The organism is Kitasatospora sp. NPDC059973, assembly GCF_042737525.1.
Classification (GTDB): Bacteria; Actinomycetota; Actinomycetes; order Streptomycetales; family Streptomycetaceae; genus Kitasatospora.
In genome coordinates this window covers 1-15,614 of the sequence record NZ_JBHWUI010000182.1, presented here as the reverse complement: position 1 = coordinate 15,614, position 15,614 = coordinate 1, and the positions used below count along the sequence as shown (strand labels likewise).

12 protein-coding genes and 2 pseudogenes are annotated in these 15,614 nt (G+C 74.8%); 6 read left to right on the top strand and 8 right to left on the bottom strand.

The window, feature by feature from the left end:
- From ACFWA9_RS33225 to ACFWA9_RS33210, 4 genes are all read right to left on the bottom strand, one after another.
- Positions 1-1,586, bottom strand: a 1,586-nt coding sequence (locus tag ACFWA9_RS33225) for an ATP-binding protein (RefSeq protein WP_380392255.1), incomplete at its 3' end; no start/stop codon positions are given.
- Between the two features lie 69 nt (positions 1,587-1,655).
- Positions 1,656-2,681: an MBL fold metallo-hydrolase gene (locus ACFWA9_RS33220; protein WP_352288109.1), complete on the bottom strand. Its 1,026-nt coding sequence runs from the start codon at positions 2,679-2,681 to the stop codon at positions 1,656-1,658.
- Between the two features lie 197 nt (positions 2,682-2,878).
- The gene (locus ACFWA9_RS33215; RefSeq protein ID WP_352288106.1) at positions 2,879-3,625 is read right to left on the bottom strand and encodes a hypothetical protein; all 747 of its coding nucleotides are present in this window, start codon (positions 3,623-3,625) and stop codon (positions 2,879-2,881) included.
- 167 nt (positions 3,626-3,792) lie between these two features.
- Positions 3,793-4,701 carry a GNAT family N-acetyltransferase gene (locus ACFWA9_RS33210; protein ID WP_380392251.1) on the bottom strand — a complete coding sequence of 303 codons (909 nt, stop codon included), beginning with the start codon at positions 4,699-4,701 and terminating at the stop codon, positions 3,793-3,795.
- A gap of 272 nt (positions 4,702-4,973) precedes the next feature.
- Here ACFWA9_RS33210 and ACFWA9_RS33205 point away from each other — a divergent pair.
- From ACFWA9_RS33205 to ACFWA9_RS33195, 3 genes and pseudogenes are all read left to right on the top strand, one after another.
- Positions 4,974-6,364 (top strand): annotated as a pseudogene (locus ACFWA9_RS33205) (DUF692 domain-containing protein).
- A gap of 36 nt (positions 6,365-6,400) precedes the next feature.
- The gene (locus ACFWA9_RS33200) at positions 6,401-7,447 is read left to right on the top strand and encodes a TIGR04222 domain-containing membrane protein (protein WP_380392248.1); all 1,047 of its coding nucleotides are present in this window, start codon (positions 6,401-6,403) and stop codon (positions 7,445-7,447) included.
- On the top strand, positions 7,336-8,316 hold the full coding sequence (locus ACFWA9_RS33195) for a TIGR04222 domain-containing membrane protein (protein ID WP_380392245.1): 981 nt from the start codon (positions 7,336-7,338) through the stop codon (positions 8,314-8,316). Before ACFWA9_RS33200 ends, ACFWA9_RS33195 begins: the two co-directional genes overlap by 112 nt.
- Positions 8,317-8,382: 66 nt before the next feature.
- Here ACFWA9_RS33195 and hemQ read toward each other — a convergent pair whose 3' ends face one another.
- The 4 genes and pseudogenes from hemQ to hemE all read right to left on the bottom strand — a co-directional run bounded on the left by hemQ (position 8,383) and on the right by hemE (position 12,172).
- Complete coding sequence (gene hemQ, locus ACFWA9_RS33190; protein ID WP_329489986.1) at positions 8,383-9,108, bottom strand: hydrogen peroxide-dependent heme synthase; 726 nt, start codon at positions 9,106-9,108, stop codon at positions 8,383-8,385.
- The gene (gene hemG / locus ACFWA9_RS33185) at positions 9,105-10,538 is read right to left on the bottom strand and encodes a protoporphyrinogen oxidase (RefSeq protein ID WP_380392242.1); all 1,434 of its coding nucleotides are present in this window, start codon (positions 10,536-10,538) and stop codon (positions 9,105-9,107) included. The genes hemQ and hemG overlap by 4 nt, the downstream gene beginning before the upstream one ends.
- Before the next feature lie 34 nt (positions 10,539-10,572).
- A pseudogene (locus tag ACFWA9_RS33180) lies at positions 10,573-10,950 on the bottom strand (Uma2 family endonuclease); the annotation flags it as partial.
- 106 nt (positions 10,951-11,056) lie between these two features.
- Positions 11,057-12,172 (bottom strand): uroporphyrinogen decarboxylase, encoded by a 1,116-nt coding sequence (gene hemE, locus ACFWA9_RS33175; RefSeq protein WP_380392239.1) that lies wholly within the window; start codon positions 12,170-12,172, stop codon positions 11,057-11,059.
- Between the two features lie 145 nt (positions 12,173-12,317).
- Between hemE and ACFWA9_RS33170 the strand changes: the two genes are divergently transcribed.
- The 3 genes from ACFWA9_RS33170 to ACFWA9_RS33160 all read left to right on the top strand — a co-directional run bounded on the left by ACFWA9_RS33170 (position 12,318) and on the right by ACFWA9_RS33160 (position 15,522).
- The gene (locus tag ACFWA9_RS33170; RefSeq protein WP_329489983.1) at positions 12,318-12,980 is read left to right on the top strand and encodes a DUF3000 domain-containing protein; all 663 of its coding nucleotides are present in this window, start codon (positions 12,318-12,320) and stop codon (positions 12,978-12,980) included.
- 333 nt (positions 12,981-13,313) lie between these two features.
- Complete coding sequence (locus ACFWA9_RS33165; protein ID WP_329489982.1) at positions 13,314-14,039, top strand: response regulator transcription factor; 726 nt, start codon at positions 13,314-13,316, stop codon at positions 14,037-14,039.
- 235 nt (positions 14,040-14,274) lie between these two features.
- Positions 14,275-15,522, top strand: a complete 1,248-nt coding sequence (locus tag ACFWA9_RS33160; RefSeq protein ID WP_352288091.1) for a ribonuclease D — start codon at positions 14,275-14,277, stop codon at positions 15,520-15,522.
- Positions 15,523-15,614 lie beyond the last annotated feature (92 nt).

The window sequence follows — 15,614 nt, the reverse complement described above, 5'->3', positions numbered from 1 at the left end:
GCGGCACCCTCCGGCGCGGCCGCCCCGCCGGAGGGCCGGGCCGCCTCCGGCACCTGCGGGCCGAGCGGTCGGCGCCGGCGCCGGCTCGGCAGACCGCTGTCGTCGGCGGTCACCCCCCGTACCGGCGGCACGACGTGCATGGCCGGCGCCGGGTGCCGGGTCGGCGTGTCGTGCCGGTCCGGCACGTCGTGCCACTCCGGCACGTCCTGCCCGGTGGGATCATCGGATCCCGCACGCGGGGTCGGCACCGCCTGGACGGTGGGCGCGGGAGCCGGGCCGGCGCCCGCCCGCAGCGGCAGCGGGGTGAGCACCGAGAGCGGCTGCTCCTCGTCCACGACCGTCAGCAGGGCGGCCGGGATCCGCACGATGGTCCGCATGCCGCCGTACGGCGAGGGCTCGATGTGACAGGAGAACCCGTACTGCCGGGCGAGCTTGCCGACCACCGCGAAGCCGGTCTTCGGCGGGTTGCCGAGCTCCGTCAGCAGCACGTCCGAGGGACCGGCCAGCAGCCGGCGGGCCCGGCGCAGCTGGTCCTCCTCCATCCCGATGCCGCTGTCGTCGATGATCACCAGGGCGCCGCGGCCGCCCTGCTGGACGGTCACCGGCACATCGGTCTCCGGGTGCGAGTACGACGCGGCGTTGGCGAGCAGCTCGGCGATCGTGATGGCGAGCGGCTCGGCGGCCCGGGCGACCACGGCGAGCCGGTTCTCGCGCAGGTGGTTGGCCACCTTGATCCGGGCGTAGCCGGGCACCCGGGAGAGCGCCCCGACCACCACCTCGGCCAGCGGCGAGTCGGTCCGGGCCAGACCGGGCCAGGCCTCGCAGAGCACCGCGATGGTCTGGATCCGGCGCAGCGCGACCTCGTTGCGGAAGTCGACCTCCAGCAGCCGCGGGTCGTCGTTGTCGTGCTGGAGCTGCTGGACCAGGCTCTGGATCTGGTACAGCAGGGTCTGGATCTTGGAGGTGGCACCGCGCATCGCGGCCCGGGCGGCGGCGTCGACCCGCTCGCGCTCACCGGTGACGGCCGCGACCGAGGCGTCCAGCACGGCCTGGAGGGCGCGCACCGCCTCGGGACCGGCGGCCCGCGCGTCCAGCGGCCCGGTGTCCGGCGCGTTGGGGTGGCTGAGCCGCAGCGCGGCGGCCGCCACCCGCTCCTCGGCCAGGTGGCCGACCTCGGCCAGCAGGGCGGCCGACCGCCCCTGGGCGGCCGCGAGCTGCCGGCCGGCCTCCGCGGTGCGGTCCTCGGCCGCCCGGGCGTGCAGCTCCGCCTCGGCCGCGCGGTGGTCGGCGGCCGCGGTGCGCTGCTCGGCCTCGCGGACCCGGCCCTCGGCGGCGAGCGCCCTGGTCTCGACCCGGCGGGCCTCCTCGTCCGCCCGCCGGGCGGCCGTCTGGGCCTCGCGCAGTTGCTGCTCGACCCGGGCCAGCCGGCCCTCGGCGGTGCGGGTGCGCTCCTCGCTGTGGACGGTGGCCGCCTCGGCGGCGGTGGCCCGGGCGAGTGCCCGGGCGCGTCCGCGGGCCAGGACGGCGGCCGCCGCGAGCGCGGCGACCGTGGCCACCGCGAGGGCCAGCAGCGCGATCTGGGTCATCGAAGTCCTCGGAAGTCCTCGCTCGAAGGGGTGGGGAGGTGCCGGTGGCGGAGCCTCGGCGACAGGTGGTCAGGCCGGCGAGGAGGGGAACCGCCGGGGGCGGGAGGACGGCACCCGGCCCGCGTCCTGGGCCAGCTCCCGCGCCACCAGGGCGACCTGGCCCATCGCCTCCAGGACGTTCGGCACCGCGCTGCCGTCCAGGTGCCGGTACTCGGCCGCGACGGTGAGCACCAGCCGCTCGGGCAGGCCGAGTTCGGGGTGGCGCTGCTCGGCGATGATCCGCCGGGCCGCGTCCAGGGCCGGTATCCCGGCGCGGTGCAGCGCGTGGGCGCGGCCGCGCACGTACCCGAGGTAGCCGATGTGGGCCTCCACGCCGGACCGGTCGAGCACCGGACCGTGGCCGGGGACGAAGAGTTCGGCGCCGGTGGCCAGCGCCTGCTCGCAGGCGCCGATGATGTTCTCCAGCGGTCCGGCCCAGTGCGAGGGGTGGTCTCCGGGCTGCTCGGGCGTCGAGCCGAAGATCACGTCGCCGGTGAACACCACCCGCTGGTGCGGCAGGTGGACCAGCAGGTCGCCGCCGGTGTGCGCGGCCGGCAGCCCGGTGATCCGCACGGGGTACTCCCCCACCCGCAGCTCCAGTTCACCGGTGAAGACGGTGTGCGGGTGGACGGGATCGGTCTGCGACCAGTCGAACGGGCCGAAGTGCTCCCGGAGGTAGCCGCCGAGCGGCGAGGCCGGGTCGCTGCCCGCGACCAGCGCGTGCTGCTGCTTCGGCGTCGGCTCCCAGTGGATGTGCTCCAGCGCCTCCCGGGTGGCGATCACCTCGGCGTCGGGCACCACCCCGGCGCCCCAGAGGTGGTCGCCGTTGGCGTGGGTGACGATCACCCGGTCGATGTCCACCCCGTCGGCCAGCCGCTGCCGGCTCTGCGCGAGGAACTCCGCGGCGAGGGAGGGATCGTAGGGCGTGTCGATCCAGAGCGCCGTCCGCGGTGAGGTGAGCAGCCCGCAGTTGGCCAGGCCCCAGCCGCGCTTCGGCGGAAGCCACACATACAGGTCCTCGGCAATCGCGCTCACGTTCGCGCGGCTGATCGTCATGGGCGCGATTATGCCGATGATGTGATGACAGTGAAGCAAAACACCGGCGATTCAAGCCACTTCCCGCCCCAGACCCTCCCGACCTGTCCCGTTTCGCACCCATGCGGTCTGGACCACTTCGTCTCAAGGGGCAGGACGGGAAGGCCGCCCCGAGCTGCCGGAAAGGCCGGCGGCGCCGCACCCGGGGCGCCGTCCGCTCACACCACCGGCAGCAACCGGCAGACCTCGACGGTCACATCGACGGTGTCCAGACCGATCACCCGGCCCTCGACCGCGACGAATCCTTTCTCCCCCGCGCGGAAGATCGCCGCCAGCGGCGACTTCCGGGTGGCGGCCGCCAGCGCCTCCACGGCCATCGCCGAGCCGAAGGCGAAGACCCCGCAGAGCACGACGCAGGGCGCCTGCCGCGACGTCCGGGTCACGAAGACGAAACCGTGGTCCCGGATCAACTCGTCGGCCGCGTTGTACTGCGCCTCGAAGGTCATTCCGCCCCAGCGGGCCCGGGCCGCGTCCGGGTACTCGATGCAGAAGTCCGGGAATCCCGCGCCGAGCACGGTCGCCGAGTACGGATTGACGCTCGGTCCGCCGATCGAGAAGGTCGGCATCCTCGGGTCCTGCGCCCCGGCGGTGACCAGTTCTATCGTCGCCTTCCGGTTGATCTTCCTCAACAGATCGGTGAGTTGGGCTATCGCCCGGGCCTCGGCCATCGGCATGAAGAGGACGTTCTTCGGCCCCCGGCTGATCAGCGGGCGGCCGTCCTTCGCGAACGCGAACGCCGCCGCCTCGATGCTGGGGGTGACGATCTGGACCCGGCCATACGGGGCGAGCAGCACCCGGAGGAAGCCGTACCGCAGGAACAGTCTGGTCCGGGCGAGGGAGCGGGCCGCGAGAAAGCCGATCACGGCCGGAACGAACCCGACCAGGACCTGAAGCAGGATCTCCATAGCATCCCCCACCGAGGAAGACTCGGGCACGAACTGTCTGCCGTGAGGTGATGCCCGCACAGAACGCCGGGGACTCCCGACACGGCGGTCCACCCGGCGCAGCGCGGGGGAAGTGCGCCGGATTCACTCTTTCGAGCGACCGAAACCGGCCGCTCCCTCCCGACCCGTCACCCCTGGGACCGCTTGGTGAACTTCCGCTCGCTCGCGCACCGCTCGTACCCGAGCCACGCGTTGATCGCGAGCATCGGCGCGTTGGTGGCGTCGTTGCTGGTGTAGGCCCACCGGTAGCCGGCCGCCCGGGCCCGGTGCAGCGACTCGGTCTTGGCCAGCTTGCTCAGCCCCCGGCCCCGGAAGGCCCGCCGGCAGGCGGTGAACGCCGACCAGTAGCGTTCCGCGCCGTCCGTCTGCACCGCGCTGAACGCGGCCGGCTCGCCGTCGACCACCGCCACCACGGTCAGCTCGCGGTCGAGGTCCGGGCGGGCCCAGTCCCCCGTCAGGAACGCCTCGTAGTCGGCGGCGTCCATCGCGATCTCGCCCGGCTCGTCCAGGGCCGCGTCCGCCTCGATCACGAAGATCGGGTACGGGTCGTCCGCCCAGTCGGTGGCCGGGCGCAGCTCGACCCCGGGCGGCAGTGCCGGGACGGCGGGCAGCGGCCGGGCGAGGTCCCGGCCGGCGAAGTGGGCCAGCCGCCCCTCGGTGAAGCCGCGGGCGACGGCGAAGGCGCGCGACGCCGGCTCCTCGTCCACCCAGCTGTGCAGCTCGACCACGCCGTGCCCGGCCAGGTGCCGCTCGGCCGCCGCCAGCAGGGCGGTGAAGACCCCGCGGCGCCGGAAGGCCGGCAGCACACTGCCGTTGGCGTACCCGATGCCCCGGGTGGTGGTGCCGACGACCACACCGCACCGGACCGAGCCGACCACCTCGCCGTCCAGCTCGGCGACGAAGGTGCGGAAGTGCTCCCCCGTGGCCCGGCGGGCGTTCAGCCAGGTGAAGACCTCGGGGGTGAGGAGCAGGTGCTCGCGGCCCGCCCGGTGGGCGGCCGCGGCGGCCTCGGCGTCGGCGGGGCGGAAGTCACGCACGGTCAGCGTCGTCGTGGGCGGGTACCGTAACCGCCCCGCCGACCGGTTCGCCTCCGAATTTCCGCCCCGTCCGGGGCGCCGGTGACAGGGACGGGACCAAAGTCCCTCATCACCGGGTCGACAAGCTCAAATAATGCTCTGAGAAGACCGGATGGGGCTTGGCAGCCGCCCCCACCGGGGACATCCTCAGCAGCACGGCCCGGCCCGACCCTGGCGACGATGCCCGCGTCGGCCGACGGCTTCCCACCCAGCCCTCCGAAGGGGGCGAACCCATGACCTCTCCTGCCGTCCGGCGCAGGACGCCCGCCGCTCCGACCAGGGCCACCGAACGACCGGCGGGTACGGCCGGTCCCGCGCCCACCGCGCTCGGCGTCGGCCTGGGCTGGCGCGGCGAGATCGACACCGTCGTGGAGCGCCAGCCCGGCCTGGACTGGGTCGAGGTGGTCGCGGAGAACGTCTGCGCCGACCACCTCCCCGAGTCGCTGCGGATCCTGCGGGCCCGCGGCGTCACGGTGGTCCCGCACGGCGTCTCGCTCGGCCTCGGCGGCGCCGACCGGCCCGACCCGGCACGGCTCGACCGGCTCGCGGAGGCGGCCGGCGCGCTCGGCTCCCCGCTGGTGACCGAGCACCTGGCGTTCGTCCGGGCCGGTGGCCTGGAGGCCGGGCACCTGCTGCCGGTGCCCCGCTCGCGCGACGCCCTCAGGGTGATCGCCGAGAACGTCCGGATCGCGCAGGACCGGCTCCCGGTGCCGCTGGCCCTGGAGAACATCGCCGCCCAGCTGGCCTGGCCGGACGACGAACTGACCGAGGGACAGTTCCTCGCCGAGCTGGTCGAGCGCACCGGTGTCCGGCTCCTGATCGACGTCGCCAACCTGCACACCAACCGGGTCAACCTCGGTCTGGACCCCGCCGCCGAACTGGACCGCCTGCCGCTGGAGGCGCTGGCCTACGTCCACGTCGCCGGTGGCACCATGATCGACGGCATCTGGCACGACACCCACGCCCACCCCGTCACCGAACCGGTGCTGGAGGTGCTGGCCGAACTCTGCGACCGGGTCGCACCGCCCGGCGTCCTGCTGGAGCGGGACGCCAACTTCCCGCCGCCCGCGGAGCTGGCGGCCGAACTGGACGCCATCCGCCGCGTGCTGGACGGGGGTCGGGCCGGATGACCGGCCCGACCGGCGAGGCCCACGGCCTCACCGCCGCCCGCGCCGCGCTGGCCCGGCGCCAGGAGGAACTGCTGGCCGCCCTGGTGGCCGGCGGGCCCGTCCCGCCCGGCTTCGACCCGGCTCAGGTCCGCGCCCAGTCGGCCGGTCTGGCCGCCAAGCGCCGGGACACCACCGCCAAGGTGGCCCCGGAGCTGCCCCGCCTGCTCGGCCGGCGGTACGGGCCGCTGTTCCTCGCCTACGCGCGGACGCACCCGCAGACCGGCGGCTACCGCGCCGACGCCCGCGCCTTCGCCGCGTGGGCGCTCACCGACGAGCCGGGCACCCGCCCGGACGCCGGGCGGCCCGGCACCGAGCCCGGCACCGCGCTCGACCCCACGCTCGACCCCGAGCAGCGGCAGGCCCTGGAGCGGTGGCTCCACGGCCCCGCGCCCGAGCGCCCGCAGGGGCCGCTCGCCCGCCTGCGCCGGTCCCTGCGGCCCGGCCCGCGGCACTGAACCAGAACCACCCACACCATTCCGGGGGAACCGCCCATGTGGCACAACACCTTCTTCGTCGTACCGGCGCTGCTGCTGGTCGCGGCCGCGGCGTACGCCTCGTACACCAAGGGCCGGGTCCGGCGGGTACCGCAGGTCAAGGGCCTGCCCGGCCGCGGACTGCCGCTGCTGGACACCGCGTTCCTCTCCGGCGGCCCCGGCCGGGTCTTCGACACCGCCCTGGTCCGGATGCACCAGGCCGGCCGCGTCGTCGTCAACCGGGCCGGCCTGGTCACGCTGACCACCCGGAAGGCCTACGACGCCGTCGACGAGGCGATCATCGAGGCGGTCGGGCCGACCGGGCAGCGGGAGCTCGCCCCGCTGCGGCGCGCGGTGATGCGCGCCCCCGCCGTCCAGCAGCTCGGCGACGGGCTCGCCAACCGCGGGCTGCTGCGCAACCCCGCCCTGATGCACCGGGCCAAGGTGGCCCGTCGGCTGCTCTGGCTCGCCCTGCTGAGCGTGGTGGTGACCACCGTGGTCGCCCACGCGGTCGACCACGGGGAGGTGGACCGCCCCGTCCTCTGGCTCCCGTCCGTGCTGGTGGGCTTCGGTCTGGTGTCGCTGCTGGTGACCTGGCCGTTCAAGGGGCGGATCACCCCGGCCGGCCGCCGTCAGCTCGCCCTGATGTCCGTCGGCAAGCCGTGGAAGCCCAATGCCGGCCTGGCACCGCGGGCGGCCGGCGGCGTCCTGCTCGGTGCGGTCGCGCTCAGCGGGCTGGCCGCCTCCGGGCTGGACGACGCGGAGCTCCAGGAGGCGATGCTCGCCGCGGCGGCGGCCGACCTGGCGACCGCCAAGGCCGCGGCGACGGGCGGTTCCTCGTCCTCCACCTCCACCTCGTGCTCCTCCGGCACTTCCTGCGGCGGCGTCACCTGGTGCGGCAGCGGCTCCGATTCGGGCTCGGGCTCGTCCGGGTCGAGCTGCGGCGGAAGCGGTTGCGGCTCCTCCTCGTCGAGCTGCGGTTCCTCGTCGTCGAGCTGCGGCGGCAGCTCCAGCAGCTGCGGATCCTCCTCCAGCTGCGGCGGCGGGAGCAGCTGCGGATCCTGAGGCCCACCGCCCTCCCGAGTCACAGTTCGATATCGCGCACCGGAAAGGCGTTCCGCCCGGAGCGGGGGCAGGTCTACAACGGGCCCATGTGGTTGCTCTTCCTGATCCCGGCCTGCGTCAGCGCGGTGCTCTCCTGCATCCGGCTGGTCCGGATGACCGCCACCGCCGACGCGCTCGCCGGACAGGAGGGGCCCCGGCCGCCCGAGGCGGTCGGCATCGGCCTGTACGAGACGGCCTACCTGGCGGGCGGCCCGGACCGGGTGGTCGAACTGGCCCTGGTCCTGATGGCCTCCCGGGGCCGGCTGCACCTCGCCCACACCGGCTGGACCACCGTCGTCGACCCCAGGGGCCGCAGCCGCCTGGAGCGGGCGGTGGTCGCCGCCGTCGGGCCCGGGGGCCAGTGCCGGACGGACGACCTGCGCCGGGTGATGTCCGTCCACCCGACCGTGCTGGAGATCGGCGGCCGCCTCGCACTGGCCGGTCTGGCCACCCCGGCGCCGGTGCAGCGGCAGACCGTCCTGGTGATCCGCCAGGTCCGGCAGGCGATGCTGCTCACGCTGGTGCTGCTGGCGGCCGCGCTGGCGGTCGGCGGCTTCTCCGGCGGTGACGCGCTGGCACCGCTGGCCTGGTTCTCCCTGCCGCTGGTGCTGACCGCGGGCACGCTGCTGATGGCCCGGGTCGACGTCTACCCCTACACCCGCTGGGCCTCCCCGGTCGGCCAGGAGGTGCTGCGCGAGGTCCGGCCGCCCCGCCAGCACGGCCTCACCGACGACGACGAGCGCGAGCTGCTCACCGCCGTCGCGATGATCGGCTCCGTCGCGCTGCCGGACGCCCGCCTCCGCGCGGCCCTGCGCCCGCACCGGAGCTGACCCGCCGACGGCCGAGGGGCCGGCCGCTCCCCTCGACGGGAACGGCCGGCCCCTCGGGCGGAGGCGTCAGACCAGGCCGTTGAGCAGCTCGCTGACCGGCTTGCGGCGGCCCGTGTAGAAGGGGACCTCCTCGCGGACGTGCAGCCGGGCCCGGGAGGGGCGCAGGTCGCGCATCAGGTCGACGATCCGGTGCAGCTCGTCCGCCTCGAAGGCGAGCAGCCACTCGTAGTCGCCGAGCGCGAACGAGGCGACCGTGTTGGCCCGCACGTCCGGGTAGCCGCGCGCCATCTGGCCGTGCTCGGCGAGCATCGCGCGCCGCTCGGCGTCCGGCAGCAGGTACCACTCGTAGGAGCGGACGAAGGGGTAGACGCAGACGTAGTCGCGCGCGCGCTCGTCGGCCAGGAAGGCCGGGATGTGCGACTTGTTGAACTCGGCCGGGCGGTGCAGCGCCATGTTGGACCAGACCGGCTCCAGCACCCGGCCGAGGCCGGTGCGGCGGAAGCGGTTGTACGCCTCCTGGAGGTCGTCGGAGTCCGCCGCGTGCCACCAGACCAGGATGTCGGCGTCCGCCCGCAGACCGGAGACGTCGTAGGTGCCGCGCACGGTGACGTCCTTCGCGGCGAGCTGCGCGAACAGCTCGTCGACCTCGGCGGCCAGCGCGGTGCGGTCCTCGGGCAGCTCGCCCTTGAGCTTGAACACCGACCACATGGTGTAGCGGATGACCTGGTTCAGGTCGCGCGCCTTCTTCTTCTCGGGCTGCTGCTCCGGCTGCTGCTCAACGGTCTCAGTCATGCGCCCATTGTCCTCTCCGTGACGTTCTCCCCGGTCGCCGGGGTCAACAGTTCGTCGAGCGCGGCGACGGCCGCCCGCGCGCTCGCGACGCAGGCCGGGATGCCCACGCCGTCGTAGGCCGCGCCGCAGACGGCCAGCCCGCCCACCCGGCCGACCGCGGTCCGGATCCGGGCCACCCGGTCGAGGTGGCCGACGGGGTACTGCGGCAGGCCGGCCCGCCAGCGGGTCACCGCGGTGTCGTACGGGCGGGCGGTCAGACCGATCGCCTCGCCCAGGTCGGCCAGCGACCGCGCCACCAGCTCCTCGTCCGACAGCTCCAGCGGCTGCTCCTCGCGCAGCCGGCCGAGCGAGGTGCGCAGCACGAAGCTGTCGGGGGCCGAACGCGCCAGCCAGCCCCACTTGTTGGAGGAGAAGGTGGACGCCTTGATCCGGCGGCCGTCCACCGGCGGCACCAGGAAACCGCTGCCGGCCGGCGGCGTGGGCAGCTCGGCCCGCCGGAACGCCAGGGTGACCAGAGCCATCCCCGCGTACTCGACGGCGTCCAGCTCGACGGCGGCCCCCGGCGCGTCCGCGCGCAGCAGCCGGGCGGCGGCGGGCGCGGGCACCGCGAGCACCACGGCGTCCGCCTCCAGCGCCCCGCCCCCGGCGGTCACCACCCGCCAGCCCCCCGGGGTCCGGTGCAGCCCCTCCACCGCGGTACGGGTGCGCAGCTCGGCACCGGCCCGGGCGCAGGCCGCGGCGACCGCCTCGGGCAGCGTCCCGAGACCGCCGCGCAGGCCCTGGAAGACGGGAGTGCCGACGGTGCGCGGCCGGTTGGCGAGCTCGTGCACGCCCTCGACCAGCGAGCCCCCGCCGCGCGCGACCTCCAGCAGCTGCGGCACCGCGGCGCGCAGCGAGATCTCGTCGGCGTGCCCGGCGTAGACGCCGCCGAGCAGCGGTTCGACCAGCCGGTCGACCACCTCGCGCCCGAGCCGGTCCGCGACGTACCGCCCGATCGCGACATCGTCCCCGACCTCGGTGGCGCCCTCGTGCCGGGCCCGCTCCAGGCCCTCGGCACTGAGCACCCCGGAGGCGGCGAGCGCCACCAGGTCACCGGGGACGCCCATCACCTGGCCGCCGGGCAGCGGCCGCAGCGCGCCCCTGGTCCAGATCGCGGCCTTGGCGGTGGTGGGCGGCTCCAGTTCGCCGCCCAGCCCGACCGCCCGCGCAAGCTCGACCGCCTCCGGCCGCCGCGCCAGCATCGACTCGGCCCCGAGGTCCACCCGGACCCCGCCGACCTCTCCCCCGTACAGCTTCCCGCCGAGCCGGTCGGACGCCTCCAGCAGCGTCACCCGCGCCCGCGCGGCCCCGCCGGCCGCCCCGCTGAGAAAAGCGGCCGCGGCCAGCCCCGCGATACCGCCACCGATCACGACGACCTGTGCTTGCGACATGCCCCGCAGTCTCGCAGGTCCTTACATCAATGCCTCAATCCGCCCGCTTCCGGACAGGCACGAGACCGTCGAGGTCGAGATCGACGGCGAACGGCACCGGCCGCCGCAACCGCCCCCGGAAGATCCCGGCCGGCGCGTAGGAGGAGGTACTGGCTTCGAGCTCGAAGACGTGCACCACCGGCAGGCCGTTCTCCTCCTCGACCACCCAGTAGTGGGGGATCCCGGCCTCGGCGTACTTGCGGACCTTGACCACGCGGTCCCGATGGGCCGACTCGGGCGAGACGACCTCGACGACGAGCGACACCTGCTCCGGGGCGAACCAGGTGCGGTCAGGGTCGAACTCCGCGCTGACGGCCAGCAGATCCGGCTCCGGACGGTTGCGTCGGTCCAGCTTGACCGTCATCTCGCGGACGGCGGGCAGAGCGGGGAGACGGCGAACGAGGAGGAGGCGCAGCGGCGGGAGGCCTGAGCACGACGGTGGCGGGCCCCCGACACCCGGGGACCCGCCACGCGGTCGGTCAGCGCGCGCTGGCCTCGTGCACGAAGGCGACCAGCCGGCTGAGCGCGTCCGGGTCCATGCTGGGCAGCACGCCGTGGCCGAGGTTGAAGATGTGGCCGCTGGTACCGAGCGCCTGGGCGGCGTGCAGCACCTCGCGGGCCTTGGTCTCGACCGCCTTGGTGGGCGCGAAGAGGACGGCCGGGTCCAGGTTGCCCTGGAGCCCCTTGCCGGGGCCGACCCGCTCGGCGGCGACGTTCAGCGGCACCCGCCAGTCCACGCCGACGATGTCCGCGCCGGCCTGACCCATCAGACCGAGCAGCTCACCGGTGCCGACGCCGAAGTGGATCCGCGGCACGCCGTACCCGGCGACCGCGTCGAAGACCTTGGTGCTGGACGGCATCACCGAGCGGCGGTAGTCGTCGGGGGCGAGCGCGCCCACCCAGGAGTCGAAGAGCTGCACGGCGGAGGCGCCGGCCTCGATCTGCACCTTCAGGAAGGCGGAGGTGATGTCGGCCAGCCGGTCGAGCAGGGCGGCCCACAGCTCGGGCTGCCCGTACATCATGGCCTTGGTGTTCTCGTGGTTCTTGGACGGCCCGCCCTCGATCAGGTAGCTGGCGAGGGTGTAGGGCGCGCCGGCGAAGCCGATCAGCGGGGTGCCGCCGAGCTCGTCGACGAGCAGGCCGACCGCCTCGGTGATGTAGGGGACGTCGTCCGGCTCCAGCGGGCGCAGCCGCTTGAGGTCCTCGGCGGTGCGGATCGGGTCGGCGATCACCGGGCCGATGCCGGGCTTGATGTCGACGTCGATGCCGACGGCCTTGAGCGGCACCACGATGTCGCTGAAGAAGATCGCCGCGTCGACCTTGTGCCGGCGGACCGGCTGCAGGGTGATCTCCTTGACCAGCTCGGGCCGCATGCAGGAGTCCAGCATCGGGATGCCCTCGCGGACCTTCAGGTACTCGGGCAGCGAGCGGCCGGCCTGGCGCATGAACCACACCGGGGTGTGGGGCACCGGCTCGTGCCGGCAGGCCCGCAGGAACGCGGAGTCGTGCGCGGCGCCGCGTCGCACGGAGGGCTGCTGACCGGTGGGGGTGCCTGCCTGAGTGACTGCCGTGGTGTCTGCCGTTGTCTCGCTCACGGTTCAAATCTTCGCACGCGCCCCGGACCCGGCTCCCCGCCCGGGCTCGTCGGTTCCTCCAAGATCTGGTCGGTTTGCCGTCCCGGCACGCCGCGCGGGCAGAAGTTGCGGCGATTACCCCGGCCTTCGACCTAGTCTTCGGGGCATGGCAGCGGTCGGCGGGCACCCCGCACAGGGTGGCGGAACAGGTGGCGGAACGGGTCGGGAGGCGGCGCCGAGCGAGTTCCGGGCCGCGGTCGAGGCTCTGACGGCGGCGCGGCTGCGCCCCGAGCTCGAACTCTCCCCCGCCCCGGCGCCGCGCCGGCTCGCCCCCCACGCGTTCGCCCTGACCGCCTCGGTGGAGGTGGACGGCGACGAGCTGGCCGACGGCCGGCTGGTGCTGCTGTACGACCCGGCCGGGCAGGAGGCCTGGAACGGGGACTTCCGCGTGGTGACCATGACCCGGGCCGAGCTGGAGCCGGAGATGGCCGGCGACCCGATGCTCTCCGAGGTCGGCTGGGCCTGGCTGATGGACGCGCTGCAGGCGCACGGCGCCGGGTACGCGGAGCCGTCCGGGACGGTGACCAGGTGCGCCTCGCAGTACTTCGGCGCCCTGGCGGACCGCGAGTCGTCCACCGAGATCGAGATCCGGGCCTCCTGGACGCCGGCCGACGGCCGCTTCGAGCGGCACCTGGCCGCCTGGGGGGACCTGCTCTGCATCAGCGCCGGTCTGCCCCCGGTCGCGCCCGCGCCGCAGCCGGCCGTCGACGTGCCGTCACTCGGTGGGGTGGTCCCGATGCCCGCCCGCCGGCGCCCGCGCTCGCACTGACGGGTGGTCCGCGGCCGCCGGCGGCGGTACCGGACCCAGCGCCACCCCCAGGGCTGACGGAGTGTGGCTTCGGACCCGCTCTGCGGCAATTTGTCCGGCCTGACATGGTGCCTGACGTGACCGATTCATGACGACTCTGATCGATTTTGTACGAATTCCAGGCATGTCGTATCAGTCACCTGCGCGATTTGTCCGTATTGTTACTCACTAGATCGTGATCTTTCGCTAAAGCCGGGCACGGTAGCTGCCGAAGCAGACTGTGACCCTTTCCAAACGCGGAACACTCCGACCGCCCCATCGGGGTTCCGTCCGCCACTCCCCGCAGGAGGCCTGGTGTCGGTCCTTCTTGAGCACCCCGCAAACGTGGTCGCCTACCGGCCGACCAAGCCCACCGCCATGGTGGTCATCGCTGACCCCCGTGTCCGAAACACCGTCACCCGCCACCTCTGGGCGCTCGGCGTCCGGGACGTGATCGAGGTGTCCTCGATCGCCGAGGCCCGCCCCCGGGTCTCCACCCCGCGCGACATCTGCGTCGCCGACGTCCACCTCCCGGACGGCTCCGGGCTGACCATCCTGGCCGAGACCCGCGCCGCGGGCTGGCCCAACGGCCTCGCGCTCTCCGCCGCCGACGACATCGGCGCGGTCCGCAGTGCGCTGGCCGGCGGCGTCAAGGGCTACGTGGTCACCGGTACCCGCACCAACGTGGCCATGCCGGGTCGCCCCGGCCTGCCGCTCGGCGCGGGTGGTCTGGCCGGCCGGATGCGCCGCCCCGGCATGCCGGGGATGCCCGGTGCCGCCGGTGCGCCGGGCGCCCCCGGAGCTCCCGGTGCGCCCGGCGCGCCGGGTACCCAGCAGTCCGCCTACCGCGAGCTCTCCGGCCGTGAGGTCGAGGTGCTGCGGCTGGTCGCCGAGGGCCAGTCCAACAAGGCCATCGGCGTCGCGATGGGCCTGTCCGCGCTCACCGTGAAGAGCCACCTGGCCCGGATCGCCCGCAAGCTGGGCACCGGTGACCGGGCCGGGATGGTCGCCGTCGCGCTGCGCACCGGCATCATCCACTGAGCGATCGGTGGGCCGCTGCGGCGGTCCTGGAGGAACGTTTCCTCCAGGACCGCCGCAGCGGCGTCCGGACGGCCCCGCGGCGGCGTCACCGCGACCCCCGCGGCCGCTCCGGACCGCCCCCGGTCCCGGACCACGGGAGCGGGGACGGCGCAGGCCGCCCGGTGGCATAGTCACGAACCCGGTCTGACCAGTCCGACAACACTCCTGGCCCCGAGGTCCGTCGTACCCTTGGTGAGTGACCGACGCCGTAGCAGCCACCCAAGAAGAAGCAGCCCCGGTCCCGCTCCTCGAACCGAAGGAGGGGATCCCGCCAGTCGTGGCGGACGAGGAGGCGCTGGCCGCCACCGTCGCCGCCTTCGCAGCGGGCACCGGACCGGTCGCCGTGGACGCCGAGCGAGCCTCCGGCTACCGCTACGGCCAACGGGCGTACCTCATCCAGCTGCGCCGCGCGGGCGCCGGCACCGCGCTGATCGACCCGATCGCCTGCCCCGACCTCAGCGGGCTCGGCGCCGCCCTCGCGGACACCGAATGGGTGGTGCACGCCGCCACCCAGGACCTGCCCTGCCTGGCCGAGGTCGGGATGCGGCCGCAGCGGCTCTTCGACACCGAGCTGGCCGGACGGATCGCCGGCTTCGCCCGGGTCGGCCTCGGACCGATGACCGAGAGCGTGCTCGGGCTGAGCCTGGCCAAGGAGCACTCCGCCGTCGACTGGTCCACCCGCCCGCTGCCCGAGCCGTGGCTGCGCTACGCCGCTCTGGACGTCGAGGTGCTGGTCGAGCTGCGGGACGCACTCGAACAGGAGCTGGACGCCCAGGGCAAGCTCGGCTGGGCGCTGGAGGAGTTCGCGGCGATCGCCGCCGCACCCCGCCCGGCCCCGCGCACCGACCCGTGGCGCCGCACCTCGCAGCTGCACAAGGTCCGCCGGCGCCGCCAGCTCGCCGTGGTGCGCGAGCTCTGGCTGACCCGGGACCGGCTGGCGCAGGAGCGCGACGTCTCGCCCGGCCGGGTGCTCTCGGACGCGGCGATCGTCAACGCCGCGCTGGCCATGCCGCTGAACATCGCCGCCCTGCAGGCCGTCCAGGGCTTCGGGCCGCGGGTCCACCGCCGCCAGCTGGAGCAGTGGCTGGCCGCCGTCCAGCGGGGCCGGGAGGTCCCGGAGAACCAGCTGCCGCCGGCCGCCGCCCCGCACGACGGCCCGCCGCCGCCGCGCGCCTGGGCCGAGAAGGACCCGGTCGCGGCCGCCCGGCTGTCCGGGGCCCGGGCCGCGGTGAGCGAGCTGGCCGAGGCGCGCAACCTGCCGGCCGAGAACCTGATCACGCCGGACCTCGTCCGCCGGGTCTCCTGGGAGCCGCCGGCCGACCCGAGCGCGGTCGGCGTGGCCGCCGCGCTGCGCCGGCTGGGCGCCCGGCAGTGGCAGGTCGACCTGGTGGCACCGGTCGTGGCCGCGGCCTTCGTCAAGGCCGCGGAGGTCGAGCCGGAGTAACCCGCGGGCCGGACCGGGAACCGTGGCAGCGGCGGAACGCTGCCGCGCGGAGGGGGGGGGCGGGGGCGGCGGGCGCGCCCCCCCCCCGAGCG

What these genes read in the sequence shown, in the direction of transcription:
- hemG (WP_380392242.1), bottom strand. Translation starts at nt 10,538, where the DNA reads ATGTCGCAAGCACAGGTCGTCGTGATCGGTGGCGGTATCGCGGGGCTG.
- hemQ (WP_329489986.1), bottom strand. Translation starts at nt 9,108, where the DNA reads ATGACTGAGACCGTTGAGCAGCAGCCGGAGCAGCAGCCCGAGAAGAAG.
- ACFWA9_RS33220 (WP_352288109.1), bottom strand. Translation starts at nt 2,681, where the DNA reads ATGACGATCAGCCGCGCGAACGTGAGCGCGATTGCCGAGGACCTGTAT.
- ACFWA9_RS33215 (WP_352288106.1), bottom strand. Translation starts at nt 3,625, where the DNA reads ATGGAGATCCTGCTTCAGGTCCTGGTCGGGTTCGTTCCGGCCGTGATC.
- ACFWA9_RS33170 (WP_329489983.1), top strand. Translation starts at nt 12,318, where the DNA reads ATGGCAGCGGTCGGCGGGCACCCCGCACAGGGTGGCGGAACAGGTGGC.
- ACFWA9_RS33200 (WP_380392248.1), top strand. Translation starts at nt 6,401, where the DNA reads ATGTGGCACAACACCTTCTTCGTCGTACCGGCGCTGCTGCTGGTCGCG.